The following is a 12,092-nucleotide window of genomic DNA, read 5'->3' as shown; positions in this document are numbered from 1 at the left end:
GGGCCCCCCCCCCCCCCCCCCGGGGGGGGGGGCGGGCGCGGGCGGGGGGGGGGGCGGGGGGGGGGGGGGGGGGGGCCCCCCCGGGGGGGGGGGGGGGGCGCCCCCGCCCCCCCCCCCCCCCACGGCGGGTCAGGACTCGGCCAGGATGAAGTCCGCCGCCTGCTCACCGATGAAGACGGCCGGGGCGTTGGTGTGCCCGCGGATGATCAACGGCATCACCGACGCGTCGGCGACACGCAGTCCCTCCACACCACGCACCTTCAGGTCCGGGGTGACGACGCTGGCCGCGTCGGTGCCCATCCGGCAGGTGCCTACCGGGTGGTACAGGGTGTGCGAGAACTGCTCGATGGTCAGCGCCATGGCCGCCTCGAGCTCGTCCGGCGCCTCCGGCGGGTAGATCAGCGCGCCCAGCGCGCTCTTGAGCGCGGGCTGCTCGACCAGGCTCGCGCACACCCGCAGGCCCGCGGTCAGCGCGGCGCGGTCGGCGCCGTCGGGATCGGACAGATACCGCGGGTCGATCACCGGCTTGGCCGTCGGATCGGCCGACGCGAGACCGATCCGGCCCCGGCTGCGCGGGCGCAGCAGGATCGCGCCGACGACGACACCGTGCTCGGTCGGCTCGACCAGACCCTCGTGGTAGAACGGCGCGGGCGCGTAGATCAGCTCCAGGTCGGGGTGCTCGAGATCGGGCTCGCTGCGCACGAAGCCGTACGCCTCACCGACATTGGAGGTGAGCATGCCGCGATGCCGGACCAGGTAGTTGATCAGCTCGAGCGGCTTCTCCGCCGCGAACAGCGAATCGCCGTCGACGCTGTAGCCCAGCGCCGCGATCAGGTGGTCCTGCAGGTTGGCGCCGACCTCGGGGGAGTGCGCGACGACCTCGATGTCGAACTTCTTCAGTTCCTCCTGGTCGCCGATGCCGGAGAGCTGCAGCAGCTGCGGGCTGTTCACCGCGCCACCACACAGGATGACCTCGCGATTCGCGGTCACGGTGTGGGTCTGCCCGTCGTGCAGGTACTCCACCCCGGTGGCCTTGGTGCCGTCGAACAGCACCCGGGTGGCCAGCGCCTCGGCGCGCACGGTCAGGTTGGCCCGCTTCATCGCCGGGCGCAGGTACGCGTCGGCGGTGCTCCAGCGCCTGCCGTCGCGCTGGGTCACCATCGTCTGGGAGAAGCCCTGCGGCGCGGGCCGGTTCGGCGACTCGAGCTCGTGGCCCGCCTGGCGCGCGGCCTCGAGGAAGGCGTGCGTCGAGGCGCGCGGGCTGCGCTGACGCTGCACGTGCAGCGGGCCGCGCGACCCCTCGTCCGGGTACTGCGCGTCCTGGACGTTCTCGATCTTGCGGAACTGCTCGACCGCCGCCGCGAAGTTCCACTTCTCGCCGGCGAGGAGCCCCCACTCCTCGTAGTCGGCGCGGAACCCGCGCACCCACATCATCGCGTTCATCGACGACGAGCCGCCGAAGGTCTTGCCCCGCGGCCAGTAGATCTGCCGGTCGCCGAGGCCGGGCTGCGGCTCGGTCAGGTAGTCCCAGTCACGCTCGGTGCGGAACAGCTTCGAGAACGCCGCCGGGATATGGGCGAACTTGTCGTCGTCGGCCGGACCGGCCTCCAGCAGCACGACCGTGGTGCCCGGGTCGGCGCTGAGCCGATTCGCGAGCACCGCCCCCGCCGACCCCGAGCCGACGATCACGTAATCCGCGGACATCCCACCTGCTTGCACTGTCCAACTCCGATCCTGCACTGCATCTGTCGTAGCCAACTGGACGCGCCCGCTCGCGGGCCCGAAAAGCCCGCGAGCGCAGCCGGACTCGTCGTCCGGCGGCGGCGCTGCATGCAGCGTACTGACAGTGGCGGCCCGGTGGGTGCCGCCTGTCTCAGTCCGTGCCGGCCGCTGCCGCGGCCTGACCGGCGCGACGGCCGTAGAAGCTGCCGTCACCGAGCGAAGCACCGCTGACATAACCGTACGCGCACAGCCCTGACGTGCAACGACCCGCCGCGAAGAGTCCGGGAATCGGCTCACCGCTGACGTGCAGCACCCGCGAGTCGAGGTCGGTGCGCAGCCCGCCGAGGGTGAATCCGGCGGTGAAACCACGCAGATCGAAACCGGCCAGCGGCGTCGAGATCGGGCGCACCCATTCGGGCTTCTTGCCCAGCAGCGGGTCGTTGCCGTTCTCGGCGTGGCGGTTGTAGGTGGCGATCGTGGTCTGCAGCGTCTGCTCCGGCAGCCCCATGTCCGCTTCGAGCTCGGCCACCGTCTCGGCGACCCACTTGGGCGGGAACCGGAAGAACGGGGTCGCGGACTCGGTCGCGAGCGCTTCCTCGAGCGAGGCCTCGTCGATCACGAGGAAGGCCTGGTTGTCGTTCTGCAGCAGGGTCGCCTGCCCGATCCGGCCGGGGTAGGTGTCCTCGGTGACGTAGCGCTGGCCGCGCCCGTTGACGAGGATGCCGCGCGCCATCATCTGCGGATCGCCGAAGATGGCGACCTCGCTGGCGTCCATGTGCGCCAGTTCGGCGCCCAGCGCCTGGGCCAGCCGGATGCCGATGCCGTCGTGCTCCTCGATCGCCGCGCCGGGCCTGCCGCTGAGCCGCGGGGTGTAGCGGTCGATCATCTCGGTGTCGTAGGCGAAGCTGCCGGTCGCCAGGACGACACCGCGGGCGGCCCGCACCGTGATCGGCTTGCCGTAGTTCGTGGCCAGGATGCCGACGACGCGATCGTCGTCGTCGACGATCAGCCTGCGGATGCGGGTGTCGTACTCGACGTCGATATCGAGCGCGGCCACGGTGTCGGCCAGCGGCTTCATCAGCATGTAGCCGCCGCTGCGCTCGCCGATCTTCTTGTCGGCCAGCTCCGGCACGTGCCCGCGCGGAGCGGGCTTGGCGATGTCGAGGAACGGCGCGGAGTTCTCGCCGCCGGAGTACATCAGGCCCTCGTCGTGCGGCGGCTCCCAGCCGGGCTCGCCCCAGAACGACTCCTTGAACGGCACGCCGCAGTCGACGAGCCAGTTGTAGTGCTCCACGCTGCCCGCGCAGTAGTCGTCGATCTTGGCCTCGTCGACGCCGGGGCCGAGCGCCGCCTTGAGGAAGGCGGCCATGTTCTCCGGGGTGTCGTCGAAGCCGAGCGCCTGCTGCAGCGGCGTGCCGCCACCGAGGTAGACGAAACCGCCCGCCAGCGCCGCCGCGCCGCCCCAGCCGCCGGTCCGTTCCAGGATGAGGACCTTCGCGCCCGCCCTGGCGGCCTCGATCGCCGCGCAGACGCCCGCGATGCCGAAACCGGCCACCACCACGTCGGCCTCGAAATCCCAGTGCTCCACGGCGTTCGCGCGCAGCGGGCGGACTGTGTCGATCCGATAGGGCTGTTCGGTCACGGGCTTCCTCCGCTGCTCGGGGTACGTACCGAAATGGTGCCGCCAACCGCGCGACAAAACAAGAACGTGTTACAAAAGCTCCCGCCCAGCGGGACGGTTGCGCCCCGATCGGGCTCCGGTACGGTGGCGATCGAACCGACGTAGACGAGATCTGGTGGTGTTGTGGTGAGCGCGAACATTCGAGACATTGCGGTGCAGACCCTGACCGGGGCCGACACCACGCTGGGTGAGCTGGCGGGCGACCGGGCGGTCCTGCTGGTCAACGTGGCCTCCAAGTGTGGGCTGACCCCGCAGTACACCGGCCTGGTGGAACTGCAGAAGACCTACGGCGAGCGTGGCTTCACCGTGGTCGGCGTGCCGTGCAACCAGTTCATGGGTCAGGAGCCCGGCACCGCCGAGGAGATCCAGGAATTCTGCTCGGTGACCTACGGCGTCGACTTCCCGCTGCTGGCCAAGACCGAGGTGAACGGCGACGACCGGCACCCGCTCTACACCGCCCTGGTCGAGACCCCCGCCGCCGACGGCAGCGCGGGCGACATCCAGTGGAACTTCGAGAAGTTCCTGATCGGCCGGGACGGCACGGTCGCAGGCCGCTTCCGCCCGACCGTCACCCCGGACGCGGGCGAGGTCGTCGCCGCGATCGAGGCCCAGCTCTGATCCTGGGCTCGCACCCGGGATAGCTTCCCCGCCAACGGAACCGATGCTCTAGGCTGAATTCGTACAGTCGGTCCGATGCCCGGAGGCTCCCGATGTCGCACAGCTCTGCCGCCTACCCCAGCGCCGTTCCGGTCGGGGTGGACACCACCCGCGCCAGCATCGCGCGCGTCTACGACGCCGCGCTCAACGGCAAGGACAACTACGACGTGGACCGCGCGGTGCTGGAACAGGTCCGCACCGTCGCGCCGCAGGTCAACGATTTGGCCTGGGCCAACCGCGATTTCCTGATCCGCGCGTGCCGGTTCCTGGCCAGGGCCGGGATCGATCAGTTCCTCGATCTCGGGTCCGGCCTGCCCACCGCGGAGAACACCCATCAGGTCGTCCAGCGGGTCAACCCGCAGTCGCGGGTGGTCTACGTCGACAACGATCCGTCGGTGCTCGTGCACGGTCAGGCGCTGCTGGCCAGCAACAGTCGTACCCGCATCGCCGAGGCCGACATCTTCCGCCCGCTCGAGGTGCTCGGCAACCAGACGATCCGGGGCGCGCTCGACTTCACCCGCCCGCTGGCGCTGTTCCACATCGGCACCCTGCATCACTACCTGGGGGAGGACGGCCCCGCGTTGATGCAGACCTACATCGATGCCCTGCCTGCGGGCTCGTTCGTCGCGATCGCCCACTTCCACGATCCGCAGACACCCGAATACAGCGAACTGGCCCGCAAGATGGAAGAGAAATTCATCCACAGCCCGATGGGCAGCGGCCGCTTCCGCACCAGAGACGAGATCCAGGCCATGTTCGGCGACCTGGAGATGGTCGAACCGGGCCTCGTCCGCTGCGACGACTGGTGGCCCGACGGGCCCCACCTGACGCCGCTGAACGCCGTCCGCCACTGCATCGTCGGCGGTGTCGGCCGGAAGCGGTAGGCCGTCGTTTCTGGTTGAATGGACTCGTGTGCCGGTGGATGGCGTACTCGGGTGAGCCGATCCTCGCCGAGGATCTGCTGTTCCGCCCTGAACACTCCCTGATCGACCAGAGCCTGCATTCCCGCATGGGCGCGACCACCACCAACGGCGACGGTTTCGGCCTCGGCTGGTACGGCCTCGGCACCGAACCGGCGGTGTACAAGAGCATCGAACCCGCCTGGAACGATCGAAATCTGCGCGAGATCGCCGGTCAGGTGCGCACGCCGATGATGCTGGCGCATGTTCGCGCCTCGACCGGGACGCCGGTGCAGCGCAGCAATTGTCATCCGTTCCGGCACGGGCGCTGGTTGTGGGTGCACAACGGCGCCCTGCGCGGCTTCCACGAGACCCGGCGTGACCTGCTGGCCGCCGTCGAACCGGGGCTGTTCGCCGATATCGAGGGCTCGACCGACAGCGAAACCCTGTTCTTTCTCGCGTTGACGCTCGGGCTCGTGGACGACCCCTTCGGTGCCGTCGCCCGCGCGGTGGGTTTCGTCGAGGACGTCGGGCACGCGTACGGAGTCGAACACCCGGTACAGATGACCGTCGCGACCACCGACGGACAATTCCTGTGGATTTTCCGCTATTCGAGCGAGCGGGAATCGCGGTCGCTGTTCTTCTCGACCGGGATCGCCGCATTGCGGGCACTGCACCCCGAGGTGGAGATATTGCGCGAACTCGGCTCCGAGACCCGATTCGTGGTCTCGGAGCCGCTGGGCGACCTGTCGGGCGCGTGGAACGAAGTGCCGGAATCCTCGGCCGGGGTGGTGGGTGCCGGTGCCGACTCGATCCGTTCCTTCGCGCCGATCGCACCCGGCTGAGCCCACCCGAGATTCAGCGCCGCGGGCGCCAACCGTGGTGGGCTAGCCGGCGGGATGTTTCCTGGCCCGCGTGCGGCGCGTGGCCTTGGCCGGTGTCGCGGCCTTCCGCGCCGTGGTCTTCGCCGGTGTCGTGGTCTTGGCCGGTGCCGCGGCAGCCTTGGGTCGCGGGGGAGTAGCTGCCGCTGATTCGCCCGGGTCGTCCCGCCATTTTATTTCGATTTCGATCTCGGTCTCGGTGCCGTCGACCTCGATCTCGAATTCCCACCTGACCCGGTCGGCGACCTCGACCTCGATCGAATCGCCCTCCGAACCGAATTCCACCTCCGATTCGCCTGCCAGTGCCTTGCCTATCGCGATCAGTCGCTCGGAGGCCTCTTTCCGAGACAGTACGGACTTTCTCTTGATCTCCAACTTCGGCATGCTGACTCCAAGATGTCGGGTCTCGGTGAATTGGATAACTACACCGTAGCCGGAATGTCGGGAATTGCCGATCATCCGTTTTCGCCGCCGTCGGTACGGCACGTCGGATGCCGTACAGCTCGCGGGCGACTACTCACCGGTATGTCACGCCGATCCGGGCGTCGTGCGGGGCGTGGCATCGTCGGGGCGTTGTGTCGACGGCGGTTGTGCGCCAGCGGAGTTCGCCGTGCCGTCCGACCCTGCCGTCCGCTCGGGAAGGAGCACCAGCTGTGGAGGACGTCCATCGAGGCCGGCCCGCGCCGCAGTCGTCGCCGTTGTCCGGTGGGGGAGCCGGCTGCCCGGTCCACGGGCGCGTCTACGAGCCGGATTTCGCCGCGGATCCGCACGGGAACTACCGCGCCATGCGGGAGCGATACGGGGCGATAGCGCCGATCGAGCTGTCCCCGGGCGTCCCGGCCAATCTGGTGCTCGGCTACCGGACCGCGGTGCGCATCCTGCACGACCCCGACAACTTTCCGGCGGATCCGCGGGTGTGGCAGGACAGCATCTCGGAGGACTGCCCGGTGCGGCCGATGATGCAGTGGTATCCGAACGCGCTGCGGAACTCCGGCCCGGTGCATGCCCGCTACCGGCAGGCCTACGTCACCGCGATCGACTACATCGACCACCATTCCCTGCACACCATCGTGGAACAGGTCGCGATCCCGCTGATCAACACGTTCTGCGGCGCAGGTTCCGCGGATGTGCTGACGCAGTACGCTTTTCCGCTGGTCTTCGAAACGCTCAACCAGATCGTCGGCTGCACCCCGGAGCTGGGGCGGCGGGTCGCCACCGGGATGGCCGCGCTGTTCGACACCGTCAACGCCGCCTGGGGCATGGAGTACCTGTCCGCGGCGCTGATGGAGCTGATCACCCTGCGCCGCGCGGCCCCTGGCGACGATCTGACCTCGCGGCTGGCGCACCACGCCGCCGGTCTCGACGACGAGGAGATGCTCTACAACCTGATCAGCTTCTACGGCGCCGGCATCGAGCCGATGCAGAACCTCATCAGCAACGCCCTGCTGCTCATCCTCACCGACTCTCGTTTCGGCGGCGGCGTGATCGCGGGCAGCCTGTCCACCCGCGACGCCCTCGACGAGGTGTTGTTCCTCGACCCGCCGATGGCGAACTTCTGCACCACCTATCCGCGGCAGCCGGTCATGGTCGACGACGTGTGGTTGCCGGCCAACGAGCCGGTGGTGATCAGCTTGTCGGCCTGCAACAACGACCCCGCGATCGCCCAGGGCGACCGCAACGGCAATCGGTCGCACCTCGCCTGGGGCGCGGGCCCACACGCCTGCCCGGCGCGTTCGGTGGCCTATCAGATCGCGCAGGACGCGCTCGACCAACTGCTCGACGCGCTGCCGGACCTGACCCTGGCCGTGCCCGCGGACGAGATCGCCTGGCGGCCGGGGCCGTTCCACCGGGCGATGACCGCGCTACCGATCAGCTTCCCGCCCTCGGCGCCGCTGTTCGTCCCATGAGCGGCCCGGCCGCGGGGTAAGTTTGCCCACCACGTGGCCGAAACCGGCTGCGGCACTATCGATCACGGGCCGAGGTCCCTGGTATGGAGGAGAACATCATGGAACCGATCGTGCTGGATTCGACCGGTGCCGACATCCAAGGGGAGTCGGCACGCATTCAGCAGCGCGGGCCGGTGGCGCTGGTCGAACTCCCCGGCGGCGTGCCCGCCTGGTCGGTCACCGATCAGGCCGTGCTCCGCGGCCTGCTCGCCGACCCCCGGGTGTCGAAAGATCCACGACAGCACTGGATGGCGTTCATCAACGGCGAGATCACCGAGGCCTGGCCGCTGCTGCCGTGGGTCGCCGTGGACAACATGTTCACCGCCTACGGCGCCGATCATCGCAGGCTACGCCGGCTGGTGTCCCCGGCGTTCAGTCATCGCCGCAGCACCGCGCTGCGTCCGCGCATCGCCGAGATCACCGAGGGCCTGCTCGACGCGCTGGCCGCCACCCCGGCCGGTGAACCGGTCGACCTGCGTACCGGCTTCGCCTACCCGGTGCCGATCCGGGTCATCACCGAACTCCTCGGTGTGCCGGAGGAACTGGGTCCCGCGCTGCACAAGTGCGTCGACGGCTTCTTCGACGGCTCGTTCACCGCCGAACAGGCGCAGGCCAACTACCTCGAGATGTACCGGTTGGTCAGCGAACTCGTGGCCTACCGGCGCGCGCAGCCCGGCGACGACGTCACCAGCGTGCTGATCTCCACCCGCGACGAGGACAACGACTCCCCGCTGTCGGAGAAGGAACTCGTCGACACCCTGATGCTGGTCATCAACGCCGGGCACGAGACCACGGTCAATCTGCTCGACCAGGCGATCGTCGCCCTGCTCGGCCATCCCGAGCAGCGGGCCGCCGTCGCCGCGGGCGAGGTGTCGTGGGCGGACGTGGTGGAGGAGACGCTGCGTTTCCAGGCGCCGGTGGCGCACCTGCCGCTGCGGTACGCGGTGGAGGACATCGAGATCGAGGGCGGGCACCGGATCGCCAAGGGCGAGGCCATCCTCGCTTCCTACGCCGCCGCGAGCCGCGACCCGAAGATCCACGGCGCCGACACCGCCACGTTCGACCCCACCCGCGCCACCCGCGAGCAGCACCTCGCCTTCGGCCACGGGGCACACCACTGCATCGGCGCCTCGCTGGCCCGCTTGGAAGCGGCCGTCGCCCTGCCCGCGCTGTTCGACCGGTTCCCGCGGATGCGACTGGCTACGAGCCCGGCCGAACTCACACCGGTGCAGAGCTTCATCTCCAACGGGCACACCAGCGTTCCGGTGTACCTGGACGCCGAATAGGGGAGGCCCTGCCGCCTCGGCGCCGCCCGCCGAGTTCGTGAAGTCGCGCTGCGCTGACCAGCCCCGGTGACGTTCGTCTACCGCCTGGTCTGCGCAGGCGCACACGGGGCTTCGTCGCAAGGCCCGCCTCTCGCGCAACCATATTGGTACGTATATATGCGCATTAACGCATTAGGTTGGGGAACCGTCCCCACTGAGAACTTCTCCCGCCGGACCACAGAGCTTCTTGGGAGGAGGGGCCCGCGTGGTCGTCTGACCTGCGAAAACGGTCGAGTCAACCCCACTGAACGCAATCGAAAACCTCAGTGCGCGCTTGCAAGTCGCAATCTGCGAACCTCGGGTACTATCGCCGTCGGGGGAGCGCGAGATGTCCGATGGTCTGCTTAGTATGTCGCAGGCACCGGCAGCTTCGGCTGCCTCACCAACGCCAGACACGACATCTCCAGGGGATGAAACTTGATCGACACCACACCGAACCCCACCCCCCGGAGCCGCTTCGCGCGGCGCTCCGGCATCACCTCGATCGTCGCGGCCGCCGCTCTCTGCGCCGCGCTCGTGACCGGCTGCACCAAGGACGACGCCACCACCACCGCGGCGCCGCCGACCGGTCAGCTGCCCGACGGCGCGCAGATCGTGAAGGAGTCGGCGAAGACCACGCAGACCCTGCACACCGTGCACCTGAAGATCAACGTGAAGAACCTGCCGAACCTGCCCGTGGAGACGGTCTCGGCCGACGTCACCAACGAGACCCAGGGTTCCGGCGCCGCGATGGGCGAGGCGAAGGTCAAGCTCAAGCCGGAGGCCGACTTCACCGAGTCGAAGTTCCTCGTGGTGGACAAGGTTCTCTACACCCAGGCCGGCGGCCGCTACGTGCCCGCGGGCCCGGCGGAGAAGGTCTACGATCCGGGCGTCATCCTGGACAAGGACAAGGGCATCGCGAACGTGATCGCCAACGTCCAGAACCCGAAGACCGAGGGCCGCGAGGTCATCGACGGCATCAACACCGTCAAGGTCACCGGCACCATCGACGCCGCCGTGATCGACCCGATCGTGCCCCGCGTCGGCGAGAACGCCGGCACCATGCCGATCACCCTGTGGATCCAGGACACCGCGCCGCCCGCCTCGGATTCGACCAAGCCGTCGGACGCCGCGTCCACCGGTGAGGGCCCGAATCTCGTTCGCGCCGTGGTGAAGAAGGACCAGGGCGAGGTCACCGTCGGCCTGTCCAACTGGGCCAAGCCGGTCAACATCGTCAAGCCGGCCGGCTGATCCGAGCCGACCGAACCGGATCACGACACACCGGTCCGGGGATTGCGGAGCCTGGCACGCAGTGCCGTCCGCGGCCCCGGGCCGGTGTGTCGTCTGGGTGTCGCCTGCGATGACCAGAGCTTCGGGCCGTGGACGCGGCACCAATAAGAGAATGTTCAGCGAGATGCAAGGCGCCACAAGGACTATACCTGTCGGGACGCTGGTCGGCAGGCAGCACGCATCGAACGCCGATCGACACGGAGGAAGAACAAATGACGATCGATGATCGACCTGATGAAGAGGAGCGCGAGCTCCCGCCACCGCCCGGCCCTGGGGGTCGGCCTCCCGTCAACAACGTGTGGGTCTATAACGGCAGAGCCTACGACCTGAGTGACTGGATCTCCAAGCATCCAGGCGGTGAATTCTTCATCGGCCGGACGAAGAACCGCGACATCACCTCGATCATCGGTTCCTACCACCGTGATCCGGAAAAAATCGCGCGGATGATCGAGCGTTACAGCCTCGGTCGCGATGCCACTCCGGAAGACATCCACCCGAAGAACAACGCGCCCGACTTCCTGTTCAAGGAAGGCTTCAACAGCTGGGACGACACCCCGAAGTACAAGTTCGACAACAAGAACGACCTCCTGCATCAGATCAAGGCCCGGATCAAGGAGCCCGAGCTGGCGGCCCGCCTGAAGCGGATGGACCGGACCTTCGACGTCGTCGTCGCGGTGCTGATCTTCCTGTACTTCGCCGTGCAGGGCCTGCGCCTGTGGGACACCAGCTGGATGCCGTTGCCGGTCTTCGTGATCGCGATGGTGCTGCTGCGCAGCTCCCTGGCCGGGTTCGGGCACTACGCCATCCACCGGGCGCAGAAGGGGCTCAACAAGTACGCGGTGAACGCGTTCGACATGAACTATGTCGCACTGTCTTTCGTCACCGCCGACGGCCACGCCCTGCTGCATCACCCGCACACGCAGAGTGAAGTCGACATCAAGAAGAACGTCTTCACGATGATGATGCAGGTGCCGCGCCTGTACCGGGTGCCAGTGCACACCGTGCACAAGTTCGGACATCTGTTGACGGGCATGATCATTCGCCTGCTCGATGTCTGCCGGCTCACCCGCAAGGTGGGCATCAAGGACATGTACGGCACCTGGGGCGGTGCGCTGCCGCACTTCATCGGATCGTTCGGTGTGCGCTTCCTGCTGGTGGCCGAGGTCGTGGTCTTCACCCTGGCGGGCGACTTCTGGGCCTGGGCACTGCAATTCGTGATCACGCTGTGGATCAGCACCTTCATGGTGGTCGCCAGCCACGACTTCGAGGTGCCGACCGAGGAACTGCACACCGAGACCGAGGACTGGGCGGTCAACCAGCTCGAGCAGGCCTACGACCTGACCGTCGTCGGCAACAAGTACGTCGACTGCTTCCTCTCCGCCGGTCTGAGCTCGCACCGGGTGCACCACGTGCTTCCGTTCCAGCGCAGCGGTTTCGCCAATATCGCCACCGAGGACGTGGTGCGCGAGGAGGCCGCGAAGTTCGGCGTGGAGTGGCTGCCCGCGAAGAGTTTCTTCGGAGATCGTTTCCCCAAGCTGTGCCGGACCTACCTGCTCGCGCCCTCGCGTGACGCCGAGGAGAACCGGTGGGGATTCGTGCGCGAACACTGCGCACCGACAGCGCTGAAGACCTGTGTGACCTACACGGTGCAGGGCTTCACCGGCATCGGAACCGTCTGAGCCGACTCCGCTGCCACGTTCATTTCTGTTTCG

Annotated in this window: 10 protein-coding genes; 7 read left to right on the top strand and 3 right to left on the bottom strand. The window is 68.2% G+C overall.

Translation table 11 applies throughout. The features are described 5' to 3' along the window. Positions 1–129: 129 nt before the first annotated feature. Both ACFYWJ_RS22965 and ACFYWJ_RS22960 read right to left on the bottom strand, forming a co-directional pair. Complete coding sequence (locus tag ACFYWJ_RS22965; protein ID WP_355271888.1) at positions 130–1,704, bottom strand: GMC family oxidoreductase N-terminal domain-containing protein; 1,575 nt, start codon at positions 1,702–1,704, stop codon at positions 130–132. A 169-nt stretch (positions 1,705–1,873) separates the two neighbouring features. Continuing rightward, positions 1,874–3,364: an FAD-dependent oxidoreductase gene (locus ACFYWJ_RS22960; protein ID WP_355271889.1), complete on the bottom strand. Its 1,491-nt coding sequence runs from the start codon at positions 3,362–3,364 to the stop codon at positions 1,874–1,876. 162 nt (positions 3,365–3,526) lie between these two features. On the opposite strand from ACFYWJ_RS22960, the gene ACFYWJ_RS22955 reads away from it, so the two are divergent. The 3 genes from ACFYWJ_RS22955 to ACFYWJ_RS22945 all read left to right on the top strand — a co-directional run bounded on the left by ACFYWJ_RS22955 (position 3,527) and on the right by ACFYWJ_RS22945 (position 5,804). Next, positions 3,527–4,021 carry a glutathione peroxidase gene (locus ACFYWJ_RS22955; protein WP_355271891.1) on the top strand — a complete coding sequence of 165 codons (495 nt, stop codon included), beginning with the start codon at positions 3,527–3,529 and terminating at the stop codon, positions 4,019–4,021. Between the two features lie 92 nt (positions 4,022–4,113). Next, on the top strand, positions 4,114–4,944 hold the full coding sequence (locus tag ACFYWJ_RS22950; protein ID WP_355271893.1) for an SAM-dependent methyltransferase: 831 nt from the start codon (positions 4,114–4,116) through the stop codon (positions 4,942–4,944). A gap of 38 nt (positions 4,945–4,982) precedes the next feature. Then, positions 4,983–5,804, top strand: coding sequence for a class II glutamine amidotransferase (locus tag ACFYWJ_RS22945; RefSeq protein ID WP_355271895.1), 822 nt, complete (start codon positions 4,983–4,985; stop codon positions 5,802–5,804). A gap of 42 nt (positions 5,805–5,846) precedes the next feature. Here the strand turns inward: ACFYWJ_RS22945 and ACFYWJ_RS22940 are convergent, their stop codons facing one another. Next, positions 5,847–6,224, bottom strand: coding sequence for an amphi-Trp domain-containing protein (locus ACFYWJ_RS22940; RefSeq protein WP_355271897.1), 378 nt, complete (start codon positions 6,222–6,224; stop codon positions 5,847–5,849). Positions 6,225–6,493: 269 nt separating this feature from the next. Between ACFYWJ_RS22940 and ACFYWJ_RS22935 the strand changes: the two genes are divergently transcribed. The 4 genes from ACFYWJ_RS22935 (at position 6,494) to ACFYWJ_RS22920 (ending at position 12,059) form a co-directional block, all read left to right on the top strand. Further along, the gene (locus ACFYWJ_RS22935; protein ID WP_387161945.1) at positions 6,494–7,747 is read left to right on the top strand and encodes a cytochrome P450; all 1,254 of its coding nucleotides are present in this window, start codon (positions 6,494–6,496) and stop codon (positions 7,745–7,747) included. 98 nt (positions 7,748–7,845) lie between these two features. Continuing rightward, positions 7,846–9,072, top strand: a complete 1,227-nt coding sequence (locus tag ACFYWJ_RS22930) for a cytochrome P450 (protein WP_355271898.1) — start codon at positions 7,846–7,848, stop codon at positions 9,070–9,072. A gap of 456 nt (positions 9,073–9,528) precedes the next feature. Continuing rightward, positions 9,529–10,341: an LppX_LprAFG lipoprotein gene (locus ACFYWJ_RS22925; RefSeq protein WP_355271900.1), complete on the top strand. Its 813-nt coding sequence runs from the start codon at positions 9,529–9,531 to the stop codon at positions 10,339–10,341. A 251-nt stretch (positions 10,342–10,592) separates the two neighbouring features. Continuing rightward, complete coding sequence (locus ACFYWJ_RS22920) at positions 10,593–12,059, top strand: fatty acid desaturase (RefSeq protein WP_355271901.1); 1,467 nt, start codon at positions 10,593–10,595, stop codon at positions 12,057–12,059. The last annotated feature ends 33 nt before the right edge of the window (positions 12,060–12,092 follow it).

The organism is Nocardia sp. NPDC003269 (genome assembly GCF_042888005.1).
In the GTDB taxonomy this organism is placed as follows: domain Bacteria; phylum Actinomycetota; class Actinomycetes; order Mycobacteriales; family Mycobacteriaceae; genus Nocardia.
This window is presented reverse-complemented; position numbering and strand designations above follow the sequence as displayed.

Coding starts and splice junctions, on each gene's coding strand:
- ACFYWJ_RS22950 (WP_355271893.1), top strand. CDS start 4,114: ATGTCGCACAGCTCTGCCGCCTACCCCAGCGCCGTTCCGGTCGGGGTG.
- ACFYWJ_RS22930 (WP_355271898.1), top strand. CDS start 7,846: ATGGAACCGATCGTGCTGGATTCGACCGGTGCCGACATCCAAGGGGAG.
- ACFYWJ_RS22965 (WP_355271888.1), bottom strand. CDS start 1,704: ATGTCCGCGGATTACGTGATCGTCGGCTCGGGGTCGGCGGGGGCGGTG.
- ACFYWJ_RS22940 (WP_355271897.1), bottom strand. CDS start 6,224: ATGCCGAAGTTGGAGATCAAGAGAAAGTCCGTACTGTCTCGGAAAGAG.
- ACFYWJ_RS22945 (WP_355271895.1), top strand. CDS start 4,983: ATGGCGTACTCGGGTGAGCCGATCCTCGCCGAGGATCTGCTGTTCCGC.
- ACFYWJ_RS22920 (WP_355271901.1), top strand. CDS start 10,593: ATGACGATCGATGATCGACCTGATGAAGAGGAGCGCGAGCTCCCGCCA.